We start from the raw sequence: 13,766 nt of genomic DNA, 5'->3' as shown, positions 1-13,766 counted from the left end.
AAACCGAAATCTCCACCCCGCGGGTTCCTTCCCTGGAGGCTTCCGGACGCCGGCCTCGAGCCACGCCATCTCAGTAGACGGCCGGCATCCGAAACCCATCACAGGTCACGACGATGCCCACACCAACCTGAATGTCCGCTGTTGAATATCGCGGCGAAGCTGCCGGTCTGCTCTCGGCCCATTTCGACCAGAACGCGACCTTAGAGTATCTGCTCGGCAATGACCGCTCCTGGCGGATTTTGTTGAAAAAGTCTGGTGCTCCGGAGGGCATACCTCTGAAGTAGAAAGGCATTTCTCGCTGGGCGTACTGCTGGAATCAAGATTCACAGGCAATTCATTTGCGGAACGAAATTCTATCCGCGCAGCCCTACGGCCTCGGTGGCGGACTTTTCAACACTATCGGCGCAATTGAGCCGTCCGCCAACAAAGTCTGTGTAGGGGTGAAATCTTCGAGGCCTGAGCTAACCGCTAAACCTGCCTTTGCGTCGAGAACAGGACGCTTGACTGAAGGGAAAGCCGCTGGCCGGCAAAGCTGATTGTTAAGTCCCGCACGGTAGAAGAGTCGCCGTGAGACAGTCAGTTGAAACATTTCGAACGTCTAACGGGCTTTCGCCGAAGGGTTGCACATCATAGTGTGCGCGAATGAACGAGGGGGCATTTCATCCGGAAGACAGGGCGCGATCCCAGATTGATCGGCGCCTGTTGCTGTGCGGATGGGTGGTGCAGACTCGCGACGAGATGAACCTGGGAGCGGGCGTTGGCGTCGCTGTCCGGGAATTCCAGACCGCTACCGGTCCCGTCGACTATGCCCTGTTTGTCGGACGAATCCTGTGCGGCGTCGTGGAAGCCAAGCCGGAAGGATCGACGCTTTCAGGTTTCGCCGAGCAGGCGGCACGGTACATGGCGGGCGCGCCAAGCCATCTGGTGCGGTCGGATGGACAGGTACGTTTCGAGTATGTTGCCTCCTCCTCGGAAACGCTTTTCCGGGACCACGCCGATCCGGATTCCACATCACGTATCGTCTTTTCGTTTCACCGTCCGGAGACCCTTGACCGCTGGATCAAGGATTCCGCGACGCTTCGTGCCCGGCTGCAGTCAATGCCACCGGTCGATCCAACTGGCTTGCGCACCTGTCAAGTAGACGCCGTAACTGCACTTGAGCAGTCGCTGGCGGCGAACAAACGGCGAGCGCTCGTTCAGATGGCGACGGGGGCCGGGAAGACATTCACTGCCTGCACGCTGAGCTATCGGCTGCTGGCGCGTGCCGGCTTCCGGCGCATCCTATTCCTGGCGGACCGCGCGAACCTGGTCCGCCAGACCCGGGACGAGTTTCTCGCTTACCGCCCGCCGGGAACAGGCAGATCATTCTCGGAGATCTACAACGTCCAGAAGCTCGGCGCGGCGGGGCTGGACAAGGATTCACAGGTAGTGGTCGCGACTATTCAGCGCATCTACTCAGTGCTGACCGGCAAGGAGCTTGCGGAAGAGGCCGAAGAGATTTCGTCCTTCGAGCAGTCTGGCCCGGCGACCGAGCGCCTGATCAGCTACAATCCCTTGATACCGATCGAGAGCTTCGATCTGGTCATCACCGACGAATGCCACCGGTCAATCTATGGCACGTGGCGGCAAGTGCTCGAATACTTCGATGCCTTCACGGTCGGTCTCACCGCCACTCCCTCGCTTCACACGCTCGGCTTCTTCAACAAGAACCTCGTGGCTCAGTATCCCTATGAGCGGTCGGTGGTCGACGGCGTCAATGTCGGCTTCGAAATCTTCCGCATCCGGACGGAAATCGGTGAACGCGGGTCGACCGTGAAGGCAGGCTACGCGATAAGCGAACGCGAGCCGAACGCTACGAGACCCTGTCGGAAGATTTCGCATACACGCCGGACCAGATCGACCGGACTGTCCTGGTCCCGAACCAGATCCGCACGGTTCTCGAATCCTTTCGTGACACACTCTTCACCGAACTATTCCCCGGCCGTCACGAGGTTCCGAAAACTCTGATATTTGCCAAGGACGACCACCACGCCGAGGAGATTGTTGGGCTGGTCCGGGAGGTGTTCGGCAAGGGAAACGACTTCGCGAGGAAGATCACCTACAAGACTGACGGCGCCGATCCCGAACAGCTGATCCGCGCCTTCCGCAACGACTACAACCCGCGCATCGCCGTCACCGTCGACATGATCGCGACAGGAACGGACGTCAAGCCGATCGAGGCGCTGATCTTCCTTCGAGATGTCCGTTCGGAGCTTTATTTCGAGCAGATGAAAGGACGTGGCGCCCGCACGATATCGCCGGAGAAACTGCGCGAGGTCACTCCGGACGCCGAAGCAAAGACGCGTTTCGTACTGGTCGACGCGGTTGGCGTTTCCGAAAGCCTCAAGACGGTATCGCAACCTCTCGATCGTGACCGGGTCATAGGATTCGATCGGCTGATCGACGAGATCGCCGCCGGACGGCGGGACGATGACGCCTTCGCAACCCTTGCGGCCCGTCTGGCCGCTCTTGACCAAAGGATCGGCGACAAGGATCGCGCGGCAATCACAAAAGTGACGGGCGGCGTCGATCTCGCGGGTTTGGCAGGGCGCCTACTCGATGCCGTCGACCCGGATGCGCTTGCAGCCCGCGTGGGCCAGGACGCGCCGGAGCTGGAGCAGCGCAAGGCGCGAGAGGCGGCCAAGGATAAGGCAGTGGAAATCTTTGACGACCCGGCTCTGCGCAAGCTGCTGAAGGACGTGAAGGCGGCAGCAGATAACATCGCCTACGACAACGGAGCCCTCCAGTATGGATGTCTCAAGATCGATGACGTGTTCGGAGACGTGAGACGAGAGGGCCGTTGCTCGCTACATTGGCAATTCTCGACACCTACACCCTCACGAAATCGGGAACGGATGAAACGATTTGGGTCGAACTTGTGAAGGGTAAACGGCAGAAGGACGGTGCCCGGTGGTGCTTCTACGAGGTGCCCATCGAGGCTGGTGAGTGAGGTCGGTGAGGTCTGCTTCTGTCGGGCATAGTCACCCAAAAAAATCATCATGTGTTGGGTAGCTGGTTCTCACCGTCTCTCCGGACAACGAGTTTTTTTCGCGTCACTTGCGTAAGGGAACCAGACCTCACCGACCTCACCTTCGGGCTGAGAAATTGTCCCGAAATCTGCACTTAACCTTGAAACGCTGCTGGCTGGAGCCTCCGGCGTCCGCGAATGCCTATCGCCCCGGCAATCGACCGCGCCCGCTACCGCCCGCCCTTCAATGGCGCATGCGGCGAACAATCGTTACGACCACAACTGCAAAAATCAGAGCCAGCACAAACCACGGTGCAATATCGAATAAAATTCGAAGGCCACCCCACATCTGTGCTCGATCCTTTGGTTATGCCGGAAGCTAGTGAATTGGTCGTCAACTTTCCACCTCAGCAGGCATCAACTCAACCTGATATCGACCGACCACAAGGGCATGCCGTCTGCCTCACGCCAGCACATGAAGCCGGTGGCTTTGCACCCAACCTGCGCGCCGTGACATCGCGGACGACATAGAGCGTGCCGCCCCTACCGCGCCGCCTGAGTTTGATTTGTTTGCCCATACTCCTACAAGAGCCACCGGCGGACCTTTCTCCGCCAGAAACCAGAGCAGATTCTAGAGCTAAAACCAGAGCTAAAAGTGCAAATAGTCGCCCGGTGGCGCAAACCAAAACGGCGAATTAGCGAGTAAATTCAATCAGTTAGGTGAAGATTTGAGAGGTGAAATGTGGCGGAGAGGGAGGGATTCGAACCCCCGATGGGCTTGCACCCATGCCGCATTTCGAGTGCGGTGCATTCGACCACTCTGCCACCTCTCCGCGGTCATGGTCCGCCGTTGCCGGCGCGGCGCACTAGATAACGGCTGGACAGGCAGGTTACAAGGGCCAATCTGCCCCGGCGCCGCAGCTTCTGTCCGTGCTTCCTTCGAGCCTCCGGCAGCCGCTGCTCGATATTTGCTAGGACTGGGCTCAACCCGTTCGCAGCTTGCCCGCGGCGCTTGCCTTGACTCAAGCCGAACCTTCGGCTAGGGACAGCGCGCAATCGGCGTGGAGGGATCTTCCGCGCCGCTTGTTTTTTGAACCCGCAGACTGACAAAAAGACGGCCGAACCGCCTGAAGCGGTTCATCAAGGCCGACCGAACAGCGAAAGGCAAAAAATGTTCGCAGTCATCAAAACGGGCGGCAAGCAGTATCGCGTTGCCGCCAACGATCTCCTGAAGATCGAAAAACTCGAAGCCAATGTCGGCGACATCGTCGAGATCGGTAATGTGCTCGCGCATGGCGAAGGCGAAAACGTCACGTTCGGCGCGCCGTTCGTGGATGGTGCGATGGTCACCGCCGAAGTCGTCGAGCAAGGCAAGAACCGCACGGTCATCGCCTTCAAGAAGCGCCGCCGGCAGAATTCGCGCCGCAAGATCGGCCATCGCCAGCTTTTGACCACCGTCAGGATTGCCGAAATCCTGCTGGGTGGCGCCAAGCCGGCGAAGAAGGCCGCCGCCAAGACCGAAGCGAAGGCCGAAGTTGCAGCCAAGACCGAGGCGAAGGCTGAAGCCGCGCCGAAGGCAGCAGCGAAGGCAGAGGCTGCGCCGAAGAAGGAAGCCAAGGCCGAGACGACCGTGGACAAGGCTGCCGAAGCCGCCGCGCCGTTGTTCAAGGCGCCGAAGGGCGAGCCGGACGACCTGACCGTGATCAAGGGCATCGGCCCGGTCGCCGCCGGCCAGCTCAACGAACAGGGCATCACCACCTTTGCCCAGATCGCCAAGCTGTCCGACAAGGACGTCGCCAAGATCGACGAGCACATGCCGTTCAGCGCCGACCAGATCAAGGACTGGCGCGAGCAGGCCAAGGAATTGGCGAAGAAGTAGAACGAACCGGCGCAATCGTCGCCGGATCGGACTTGAAACGGAACGCGAACGCGTTCATAAGATCGTTTAGGCGCCTCGCGGCGCATCGGAGTAGTTAGATGGCACACAAGAAAGCTGGCGGATCGTCGCGCAATGGTCGCGACTCCCATTCCAAGCGGCTCGGCGTGAAGAAGTTCGGCGGCGAAGCCGTGATTCCGGGCAACATCATCATTCGTCAGCGTGGCACGACGTGGCATCCCGGCACCAATGTCGGCATTGGCACGGACCACACGCTGTTTGCGCTCGAAGCTGGCGCAGTCACCTTCAACAAAAAAGCCAATGGCCGAACCTACGTATCGGTGAACCCGATGACGAAGGCAGCGGAGTAGCCGGTTCCGCACGAGAACACCGGCACCCATCTCGGGAACCGGTGTCTGGCCAAGCCAGGAAATGGATCAGGGGAGATGGGTTTCCATCTCCCCTTTTTCTTGTGCCTGGAGGACTTTGATATGGTTGCCGAAGCGGAAGCGACAGACGACGAAAGTTACACGATAGATTGCCCGGTCCTGGTCACCGAGCGGCTGGTTATGCGTGCCCCGCGTGAGAGCGACATCGAGCAATTGGTGGCGCTCGCCGACAACCGCCATGTCGCGGAAATGCTGGCCCGCATGCCGCATCCCTATGGCGAGGCGGAGGCACGCGCTTTCCTGGCCATGACGGCATCGCGCCGGGCCGGAATCGCCTATGCGCTGACGCTGGCCGGCACCGAGACCTTCGTCGGCTGTGCCGGGCTCAACACCACGGATCGTGGGCTGGAGCTCGGCTACTGGATCGGCGAGCCGTACTGGAAACGCGGCTACGCGACGGAGGCAGCGCACGCACTGGTCGACCTTGCCTTCCAGAGAACCACGATCCAGGTGCTGCACGCCTCGACGCGGGTTATCAATCCGGCCTCGCGCCGGGTCATCCACAAATGCGGCTTCCAGTATGCCGGCCAGGGCATGCTGAATTCGATCGTTGCCGGTCAGGTGCCGGTCGAGCGCTACCGCCTCGATCGCAAGACCTGGACCAGCCTGCGGAACTGGGTGCATTTTTGATGGATGCGGCTCACGTCATCTCGAGCCAGATCGGCAAGTGATCCGAACCGGCCGCTTGCCGGTCGACCCACAGGCGCCTCAGCGATTTGGCAAGCGAGGCGCTGGTGAAGATGTAGTCGATGCGCTTGTAGCGGCTGGTATCGCCCGGCCGCTTGGGGTCGACCCAGGTGACGAGATCGGCGCCGGCAGCGCCGAGGCGGGTGGCAGCATCGATGGCGAGGTCGGCGGTCACCGGCATGCCGAATTCATGGTCAGGCTGGCCGGCGAGTTCGACATGTTCCGGCGATCCGGCCAGCATGTTGAAGTCGCCCATGACGACGAAGGCTTCGGGACAAGGCAGGTCCGGCAAGCCGATCTCGGCGACGCCGGAGAGCCCGCCGCCCTCGAGCGGGTATTTCAACAGACGCTGGCGCAGAAAGCGGATCTGGCTCAGCCGTTCAACCGGGCTACGGTGGTCGAGATGGGTGGAATAGAAGCGGATCGGACCAAGCGGCGTTTCGATCAGCGCCTCCAGCGCGCCGCGCTGGAAGTTCATCGCCTCGACACTGCGGCTGCGCGGCAAAAGGAGATTGCGCGACAGATGGATCGGCGTCCTCGACAGCACCATGTTGCCGAGCTGGAAGGTGGTCGTGATGGCGCGGCCGTTCTCCAGGCGCGAGCCGGCGTCGGCTTCGAAATTGCTGCCGTAGACGGCAAAATAGTCGGGCAGCGCCTCGCCGAGGTCGGCCACCATGTCGCGGCCGCCATTCTTCGGGTTGGCGCGGGTGACCTCCTGCAGCGCGATCACGTCGGCGCCGCGCACGGCATCGGCGATACGGCCGACATCATAGCGGGCGTCGAGGCCGACGCCGTAGTGGATATTGTAAGTAACCAGCTTCATTCCGACATCTCGCGCTTGGAAAGCCGAGGATCGATTTTCGGCAAGGGTCAACCAAATGCTACGCGTCCAGAGCTACGCGCGACGGTACAGTAGCAAAAACGGCCCTCGCCCTTCGACCCGCCTTGGTTTAGAGCAATCCCGCAAAGCCAATAGCAGAAACCATACAATCCGATGAAATTTCTCGATCAAGCCAAGGTCTACATCCGCTCCGGCGACGGCGGCGCCGGTTCGGTGTCGTTCCGGCGCGAAAAGTTCATCGAGTTCGGCGGCCCGGACGGCGGCGACGGCGGTCGCGGCGGCGATGTCTGGGTCGAGGCGGTCGATGGGCTGAACACGCTGATCGACTATCGCTACCAGCAGCATTTCAAGGCCAAGACCGGGACGCACGGCATGGGCCGCAACATGACCGGCGCCAAGGGTGCCGACGTAACGCTGAAAGTGCCGGCCGGAACACAGGTCTTTGCCGAGGACAATGAGGCGCTGATCTGCGATCTGACGGTCGTCGGCCAGCGCTTTCTGTTGGCCAAGGGCGGCAATGGCGGTTTCGGCAACCAGCACTTCAAGACCTCGACCAACCAGGCGCCGCGCCGCGCCAATCCCGGACTGCCGGGCGAAGAGCTCAACATCTGGCTCAGGCTGAAGCTGATCGCCGATGCCGGCCTTGTCGGGCTGCCCAACGCCGGCAAGTCGACCTTCCTGGCGGCGGTCACCGCGGCCAAGCCGAAGATCGCCGACTATCCCTTCACCACGCTGCATCCGGGCCTTGGCGTGGCCCGCATCGACGGTCGCGAATTCGTCATTGCCGATATTCCGGGCCTGATCGAAGGCGCGCATGAAGGTGTCGGCATCGGCGACCGCTTCCTTGGCCATGTCGAGCGCACGCGTGTCCTTCTGCATCTTGTCTCGGCGCAGGAAGAAAATCCGGCCAATGCCTACAAGACCGTGCGTGCCGAACTCGAAGCCTACGGCAACGGCCTGACCGACAAGGTCGAGATCGTCGCGCTTTCCCAGGTCGACATACTCGATGCCGACGCACGCAAGAAAAAGACCGCCTCGCTGAAACGTGCCGCCGGCCGCGCGCCGATGCTGCTTTCGGCAGTCACCGGCGAAGGCGTCGAGGCGGTGCTGCGCGCGCTGATCGCTGTGGTGGCCGATGCACGCGAGGCTGTCGCTGCGCCGGTCGAGACGCGCTGGAACACATAGCCATGGCCGCGCAATCGCTGAAAAATTATCGGCGCATTGCCGTCAAGATCGGCTCGGCGCTGCTTGTCGACCGCACGACGGGCCTGAAGCGCGACTGGCTGGCCTCGCTTGCGGACGACATCGCCGTGCTGGCCAATGGCGGCGCCGAAATTCTCGTCGTGTCTTCGGGCGCGATTGCACTTGGCCGCACCATTCTCGGCCTCGGCAAGCGGGCGCTGAAGCTCGAGGAGAGTCAGGCGGCGGCCGCCGTCGGGCAAATCGCGCTGGCCGGCGCCTGGTCGGATGCGCTCGGCAAGAATGGCTTGAAATCGGGCCAGATCCTGCTGACGCTCGGCGACACCGAAGAGCGCCGCCGCTATCTCAACGCGCGGGCGACGATCTCGACACTGCTCAAGATGAAGGCGGTGCCGGTCATCAACGAGAACGATACGGTGGCCACCTCCGAAATCCGCTATGGCGACAACGACCGGCTGGCGGCGCGCGTCGCCACTATGATGGGCGCCGACCTTTTGGTGCTGCTCTCCGACGTTGACGGGCTCTACACGGCACCGCCGGCGCGTGACCCGCAAGCTCGATTCATTCAGGTCGTCGACCGCATCACCCCCGACATCGAAGCGATGGCGGGTGCCGCTGCTTCGGAATTGTCGCGCGGCGGCATGCGCACCAAGCTCGACGCCGGCAAGATCGCGACCGCCGCCGGCACCGCCATGATCATCACATCGGGCACGCGGCTGTCGCCGCTGCTGGCAATCGAGCGCGGCGAGCGTGCCACCTTCTTCCGGCCGAGCGCCAATCCGGTCAAGGGCTACAAGACCTGGATCGCCGGGCAGCTCGAACCGGCCGGCCGGCTGACCGTCGATGCCGGCGCCATCGGCGCGCTGCTCTCCGGCAAGTCGCTGCTGCCGGCCGGGGTCAAACTGGTCAGCGGCAATTTTGCGCGTGGCGACACGGTGGCGATCCTGTCGCCCGAGGGCCGCGAGATCGCGCGAGGGCTGGTTGCCTATGATGCCGCCGATGCCGTAAGGATCGCTGGGCTGAGGACGACAGAGATCGAAACCGTGCTCGGCTACGAGGCGCGTTCGGCGATGATCCACCGCGACGATCTTGTGGTGAGCCATGCCGGTGGCGAGCAAGTAGTCGGTGACCAGGTTACATAGCGGAGGATGAGCCATGCTGACGCTGCATGAAAAATCCCGGGATGATACCGTGGCGCTGATGGCCGATATCGGCCGCCGCGCGCGTGCCGCGGCCCGCCCGCTGGCCATCGCTGCGGCCGAGCGCAAGCACGCGGCGCTGTTCGGCATGGCTCAGGCGATCCTTCGGCATGAGCAGGACATCCTCGACGCCAATGCCATCGACATCAGAAATGGCAGGGAGGCTGGCCTATCGGCAGCGTCGATGGATCGGCTGAAGCTCGATCCCGCCCGCATCCGCGCCATGGCAGACGGTATCAGCGAGATCGCCGGGTTACGCGATCCGGTCGGCGATGTCATTGCCGCATGGGACCGGCCGAACGGGTTGCATATCGAACGGGTGCGCACGCCGCTCGGTGTCGTCGGCGTCATCTATGAGAGCCGGCCTAACGTGACCGCCGATGCCGGCGCGCTCTGCCTCAAGGCGGGCAATCCGGTGATCCTGCGCGGCGGCTCGGATTCGGCGAATTCTTCCGCCGCTATCCATGCCTGCCTGGTCGAGGGGCTGAAGGCAGCCGGGCTGCCGGAGGATGCCATACAATTGGTGCCGACTACCGATCGCGCCGCCGTCGGCGAAATGCTGAAAGGACTTTCCGGCAATCTCGAGGTCATCATTCCGCGCGGCGGCCGCAGCCTGGTCGAGCGTGTGCAGAACGAGGCGCGGGTGCCGGTCTTCGCGCATCTCGAGGGCATCTGCCATCTCTATATCGACCGATCGGCTGATCTCGACATGGCGGTCAAGATCGCGGTCAATGCCAAGATGCGGCGCACCGGGGTGTGCGGTGCTGCCGAGACGCTGCTGGTCGACCGTGCCGCCGCCGGCACGCACCTGGTGCCGATCCTCGAGGCCTTGCGGGCGGCAGGCTGCGAGATCCATGCCGATGCCGAGGCGCTGAGGCTTTATGCCGATGCCCAGCCCGCGACCGATGCAGACTGGGTGACCGAGTATCTCGATGCCATTATTGCGGTGAAGCTGGTCGACGGCATTGGCGGCGCCATCGAGCATATCGAGACGTTTTCCTCGCATCACACCGAGGCGATCATCGCCGAGGACGCCACAGCGGTCGACCGGTTCTTCAACGAGGTCGATTCGGCGATTCTTCTGCACAACGCCTCGACCCAGTTTGCCGATGGCGGCGAGTTCGGCATGGGCGCCGAGATCGGCATCGCCACCGGCAAGATGCATGCACGCGGGCCGGTCGGCGTCGAGCAACTGACCTCGTTCAAATATCGCGTGCGCGGGTCGGGACAGGTGAGGCCTTGAATCCGTCCACAGTCCGAGCCTGAGAGGCGTGCGCCCAGCCACCCCCCTCTGTCCTGCCGGACATCTCCCCCTCAAGGGGGGAGATTGGCTGTCATTTCTGATTTCGCCAATCGGCGGCGTTGCAAGATTTGCGCCTGCGATGAAGCTGACAATCTCCCCCCTTGAGGGGGAGATGCCCGGCGCGGCAGAGGGGGGTGCCTGACGCATGCTTGCCTTGTCCGAACATGCCATATCCTCCCGCTATCTCAAGATGCCGCATGCCGGGAAAGGCGTGGCGGTCGGGCTGTTCGGCGGTTCGTTCAACCCGCCGCATGCCGGCCATGCGCTGGTCGCCGAGATCGCACTCAGACGCCTTGCGCTCGATCAGCTGTGGTGGATGGTGACGCCCGGCAATCCGCTCAAGAATGCCGGAGACCTGGCGCCGCTGGCCGAGCGGCTGCAGCTATCCGAAAAGATCGCGAAGAACCCGAAGATCAAGGTCACCGCATTCGAGGCGGCCCACCGCGTCCGCTTCACCGCCGACACGCTGGCGCTGGTCAAGGCGCGTAACCCGGGCGTCGATTTTGTCTGGATCATGGGCGCCGACTCGCTTCGCGACTTCCACCGCTGGCAGCGCTGGCGCCGCATCGTCATGACGTTCCCGATCGCGGTGGTCGACCGGCCAGGCGCGACGCTGTCGTTCCTGTCGTCGGTGGTCGCCAAGACCTTCGACTATGCCCGCGTCGACGAGGGCGACGCACCGCGGCTCGCCCGCATGACGGCGCCGGCCTGGACCTTCATCCACGGCCCGCGTTCGTCGCTGTCGTCGAGCGCGATCCGCAAGGTGGCAAAGGGCTGAACCGGCGCGGAAGGCAAGTCCGGTGATGTCGCTTTTGCCGCTGCCTTGACCTGCTTGATGGGCGATCCTCGGTCATGACGATTCTCGAGCGCGACCAGGACAAGAACGGTCTAGGGCAGCCGGCGCCGTCGATCGCCATTGCCAGCATCCTTTTGTCGATGGCGCTGATCGCCGTCGGCAATGGGCTGATGTTCGCCTATATCCCAGTCCGGCTCGGCGCCGAGGGCTTCGATCCGACATGGGCGGGGCTGATCGTCACCGGCCTTTCGGCTGGCGGCCTCGCCGGCTGCATCCTGACCGGGCCGCTGGTGCGGCGTGTCGGCCATGCCCGCGTGTTCATGGTGCTGTCGGCGCTGATCGTGCTGTCCAACGCCGCGGTCGGCGCGGGGCCGCACCCATTGCCATGGATCGCTGCACGGGCACTCTACGGCTTTGCCATATGCGGCCTGTTCATTGTCGCGCAGAGCTGGCTGAACGATGTCGTCGCCAACGCCATCCGCGGCCGGGTCATGGCTATCTTCTACGTTGCCTACGTCGCCGGGCTCGGCGTCGGCTACTCGACGCTGGCGTTGATCGATATCCGCGCGGCCGACGCGCCGCTGATCGGCATTGCCTTCACCGCGCTGTCGATCCTTCCCGTCGGGCTGACGCGGCTTGCGCAGCCGCCGGCGCCGCAAGCGGCGTCCGTGGCGCTCGGCCGCGCCTGGCGGATCTCCCCGGTCGGCGTTGCCGGTATGCTTGCCGTCGGCGGCCTGTCGATGACGATCTCGGGTTTTGCGCCGATCCATGCCACGGCCAAGGGCTACAGCCAGGCCGACGTCGCCTTGCTGCTTTCGGCAATGCCGGTCGGCACGCTGATCCTGCAGATTCCGCTCGGCTGGATTTCCGACCGCACCGACCGGCGCTTTGTGCTGATCGCGGCGTCGGCGCTTGCCGCCGCGGCGGGCCTGTTTGCCCTCGGTTTCGACGGCGGCGCGCTGGCGGTGCTGCTCGTCATCTATGTGGTCTGGGACGGCGCCTCGGAATCGATCTATTCGCTTGCCAGCGCCCATGCCGGCGACCGCGCCGGCAAGGACGACATGGTGGCGTTGTCGAGCTCGCTTTTGTTTGCCTGGTCGCTGTCCGGCTTCGTCGTACCCGGCATTGTGACCGGACTTTCCGCCGTCTACGGCACGCAGGCCTTCATCTATGTGGCAATCGTCATTGCCACAGCCTACTGCCTGTTCGTTCTCTGGCGCGTCGTCATGGTTCGGCCGGTGCCCGCCACCGAGACCGGCAGTTTCGCGCCAATGACGGCGCAGGCGCCGTTGCCTGTCGATCTCGCCTTCGCGCCCGAAGATCAGCGCGGGCGCGGAGAGCTTTGAGGGCCATCTGCCGGCCGGGTTCAAATGCTCTATTGCTGCGTGGCTGAGGCCTCCGGCTGCGGCACTTGCGGCGCCGGCGCCGGGATTGAAAGGCCTTCGGCATCGAACGCCTGCTTGACGCTCTTGGTGAGGTCGATCTGGGCGGCGAAGAAATCGGCAGCCGCCGTCCAGTAGCGCAAGGTGATGGCGACGGTGCTGTCGCCGACAGTCGCGACAAAGGCGATCGGCGCCGGCTGCCGCCTGACGCGTCGGTCGGCGGCGGCGACACCGAGCATGGTCTTCTGCGCAAAATCGATGTCGTTCCAGGAGCCGATGCTGAGCGTGATGTCGCCGCGGCGCACACCGTTGCGGGTGAAATTGCGGACCGGCTGGTTCCACAGGGTCGAGTTGGGTGCAAGCACGTAGACGCCTTCGACCGTCCTCAGCGTTGTGGCAAACAGCCCGATCTCCTCGACGGTGCCGGATATCGCGCCGACTTCGACATATTCGCCGATGCGGAACGGCCGCAGCGCCAGGAGCATGATGCCGGCGGCAATGTTCTGCAGCGTGCCTTGCAGCGCCAGGCCGATGGCCAGGCCGGCGGCACCGATAGCGGCAATGATCGAAGCCGTCTGCACGCCGAACTGGCCGAGAACCATGATTACGACCAGTCCCAGGATGGCGTAGCGGACGACCTGCGAGAAGAAATGGCGGAGCGTTTCGTCGAAGCCGCTGATATGGCCGAGGCCGGCATAGATCGAACGCTCGGCGAGGCCGGCGACGATGTAGCCGATGACCAGCAGGATGACGGCGCCGACCGCCGAAAGCGAGTAGGAGACGATCAGCGTGCTGAGTTGCGCCAGGCCGGATTGCACGGTGAGGAGAGCGTTCTGGGGATCGATCGGCATGTCGGGATTCCGGTTCGTGGATGAGCCGATAACCGCTGCGGGGCGAGGCGGTTCCGATTTTCTGGCCCGAAAAGCCGGATATTCGGCCGCTGCCGGGTGCCTGCTTGCGAGCGGTGTCTTGAAACTGCAACCTAACTCTGCCTATCTAAGCAGTGTCACCTGATTTCAGAGGTGA

At 63.1% G+C, this 13,766-nt stretch carries 14 protein-coding genes and 1 tRNA gene; 12 read left to right on the top strand and 3 right to left on the bottom strand.

All coding sequences use genetic code 11. From position 1 onward, the window contains the following. The first annotated feature begins 131 nt into the window (after positions 1–131). The 4 genes from NKI47_RS11760 to NKI47_RS11745 all read left to right on the top strand — a co-directional run bounded on the left by NKI47_RS11760 (position 132) and on the right by NKI47_RS11745 (position 3,538). Entirely contained in the window at positions 132–284 is a 153-nt protein-coding gene (locus NKI47_RS11760; RefSeq protein ID WP_352590059.1) for a hypothetical protein, read from the top strand. Between the two features lie 436 nt (positions 285–720). After that, a complete protein-coding gene (locus tag NKI47_RS11755) occupies positions 721–2,007 on the top strand; it encodes a DEAD/DEAH box helicase family protein (RefSeq protein WP_352590056.1) in 1,287 nt (428 codons plus the stop codon). 53 nt (positions 2,008–2,060) lie between these two features. Next, a complete protein-coding gene (locus NKI47_RS11750; RefSeq protein WP_502898033.1) occupies positions 2,061–2,921 on the top strand; it encodes a hypothetical protein in 861 nt (286 codons plus the stop codon). 284 nt (positions 2,922–3,205) lie between these two features. After that, a complete protein-coding gene (locus NKI47_RS11745) occupies positions 3,206–3,538 on the top strand; it encodes a hypothetical protein (RefSeq protein ID WP_352590053.1) in 333 nt (110 codons plus the stop codon). A gap of 212 nt (positions 3,539–3,750) precedes the next feature. Here NKI47_RS11745 and NKI47_RS11740 read toward each other — a convergent pair. Next, positions 3,751–3,840 (bottom strand) — tRNA-Ser (locus tag NKI47_RS11740). Positions 3,841–4,178: 338 nt separating this feature from the next. On the opposite strand from NKI47_RS11740, the gene NKI47_RS11735 reads away from it, so the two are divergent. The 3 genes from NKI47_RS11735 (at position 4,179) to NKI47_RS11725 (ending at position 5,962) form a co-directional block, all read left to right on the top strand. Then, positions 4,179–4,886, top strand: a complete 708-nt coding sequence (locus NKI47_RS11735; RefSeq protein ID WP_023678078.1) for a 50S ribosomal protein L21 — start codon at positions 4,179–4,181, stop codon at positions 4,884–4,886. A 98-nt stretch (positions 4,887–4,984) separates the two neighbouring features. Further along, positions 4,985–5,254 (top strand): 50S ribosomal protein L27, encoded by a 270-nt coding sequence (rpmA, locus tag NKI47_RS11730; protein WP_023678077.1) that lies wholly within the window; start codon positions 4,985–4,987, stop codon positions 5,252–5,254. A 120-nt stretch (positions 5,255–5,374) separates the two neighbouring features. Further along, entirely contained in the window at positions 5,375–5,962 is a 588-nt protein-coding gene (locus tag NKI47_RS11725) for a GNAT family N-acetyltransferase (protein WP_023678076.1), read from the top strand. Positions 5,963–5,972: 10 nt separating this feature from the next. On the opposite strand, the gene NKI47_RS11720 is transcribed toward NKI47_RS11725, so the two are convergent. Further along, a complete protein-coding gene (locus tag NKI47_RS11720) occupies positions 5,973–6,842 on the bottom strand; it encodes an endonuclease/exonuclease/phosphatase family protein (RefSeq protein ID WP_023678075.1) in 870 nt (289 codons plus the stop codon). A 171-nt stretch (positions 6,843–7,013) separates the two neighbouring features. Between NKI47_RS11720 and obgE the strand changes: the two genes are divergently transcribed. The 5 genes from obgE to NKI47_RS11695 all read left to right on the top strand — a co-directional run bounded on the left by obgE (position 7,014) and on the right by NKI47_RS11695 (position 12,704). After that, positions 7,014–8,045 carry a GTPase ObgE gene (obgE, locus tag NKI47_RS11715; protein WP_352590050.1) on the top strand — a complete coding sequence of 344 codons (1,032 nt, stop codon included), beginning with the start codon at positions 7,014–7,016 and terminating at the stop codon, positions 8,043–8,045. Between the two features lie 2 nt (positions 8,046–8,047). After that, positions 8,048–9,202 carry a glutamate 5-kinase gene (gene proB / locus NKI47_RS11710; RefSeq protein ID WP_023678073.1) on the top strand — a complete coding sequence of 385 codons (1,155 nt, stop codon included), beginning with the start codon at positions 8,048–8,050 and terminating at the stop codon, positions 9,200–9,202. A gap of 13 nt (positions 9,203–9,215) precedes the next feature. Then, positions 9,216–10,502 (top strand): glutamate-5-semialdehyde dehydrogenase, encoded by a 1,287-nt coding sequence (locus tag NKI47_RS11705; protein ID WP_023678072.1) that lies wholly within the window; start codon positions 9,216–9,218, stop codon positions 10,500–10,502. Between the two features lie 250 nt (positions 10,503–10,752). Next, entirely contained in the window at positions 10,753–11,340 is a 588-nt protein-coding gene (locus NKI47_RS11700) for a nicotinate-nucleotide adenylyltransferase (RefSeq protein WP_031212055.1), read from the top strand. Positions 11,341–11,414: 74 nt separating this feature from the next. Further along, positions 11,415–12,704 (top strand): MFS transporter, encoded by a 1,290-nt coding sequence (locus NKI47_RS11695; RefSeq protein ID WP_023678070.1) that lies wholly within the window; start codon positions 11,415–11,417, stop codon positions 12,702–12,704. A gap of 29 nt (positions 12,705–12,733) precedes the next feature. Here the strand turns inward: NKI47_RS11695 and NKI47_RS11690 are convergent, their stop codons facing one another. Continuing rightward, the gene (locus NKI47_RS11690) at positions 12,734–13,591 is read right to left on the bottom strand and encodes a mechanosensitive ion channel family protein (protein ID WP_023678069.1); all 858 of its coding nucleotides are present in this window, start codon (positions 13,589–13,591) and stop codon (positions 12,734–12,736) included. Between the last annotated feature and the right edge of the window lie 175 nt (positions 13,592–13,766).

It is taken from the genome of Mesorhizobium sp. M0633, from assembly GCF_040320645.1.
Lineage (GTDB): Bacteria > Pseudomonadota > Alphaproteobacteria > Rhizobiales > Rhizobiaceae > Mesorhizobium.
This window is presented reverse-complemented; position numbering and strand designations above follow the sequence as displayed.

Coding starts and splice junctions, on each gene's coding strand:
- rpmA (WP_023678077.1), top strand. CDS start 4,985: ATGGCACACAAGAAAGCTGGCGGATCGTCGCGCAATGGTCGCGACTCC.
- NKI47_RS11695 (WP_023678070.1), top strand. CDS start 11,415: ATGACGATTCTCGAGCGCGACCAGGACAAGAACGGTCTAGGGCAGCCG.
- NKI47_RS11720 (WP_023678075.1), bottom strand. CDS start 6,842: ATGAAGCTGGTTACTTACAATATCCACTACGGCGTCGGCCTCGACGCC.
- NKI47_RS11705 (WP_023678072.1), top strand. CDS start 9,216: ATGCTGACGCTGCATGAAAAATCCCGGGATGATACCGTGGCGCTGATG.
- NKI47_RS11725 (WP_023678076.1), top strand. CDS start 5,375: ATGGTTGCCGAAGCGGAAGCGACAGACGACGAAAGTTACACGATAGAT.
- NKI47_RS11735 (WP_023678078.1), top strand. CDS start 4,179: ATGTTCGCAGTCATCAAAACGGGCGGCAAGCAGTATCGCGTTGCCGCC.
- NKI47_RS11745 (WP_352590053.1), top strand. CDS start 3,206: ATGCCTATCGCCCCGGCAATCGACCGCGCCCGCTACCGCCCGCCCTTC.
- NKI47_RS11700 (WP_031212055.1), top strand. CDS start 10,753: ATGCCGCATGCCGGGAAAGGCGTGGCGGTCGGGCTGTTCGGCGGTTCG.
- NKI47_RS11690 (WP_023678069.1), bottom strand. CDS start 13,591: ATGCCGATCGATCCCCAGAACGCTCTCCTCACCGTGCAATCCGGCCTG.
- proB (WP_023678073.1), top strand. CDS start 8,048: ATGGCCGCGCAATCGCTGAAAAATTATCGGCGCATTGCCGTCAAGATC.
- obgE (WP_352590050.1), top strand. CDS start 7,014: ATGAAATTTCTCGATCAAGCCAAGGTCTACATCCGCTCCGGCGACGGC.
- NKI47_RS11760 (WP_352590059.1), top strand. CDS start 132: ATGTCCGCTGTTGAATATCGCGGCGAAGCTGCCGGTCTGCTCTCGGCC.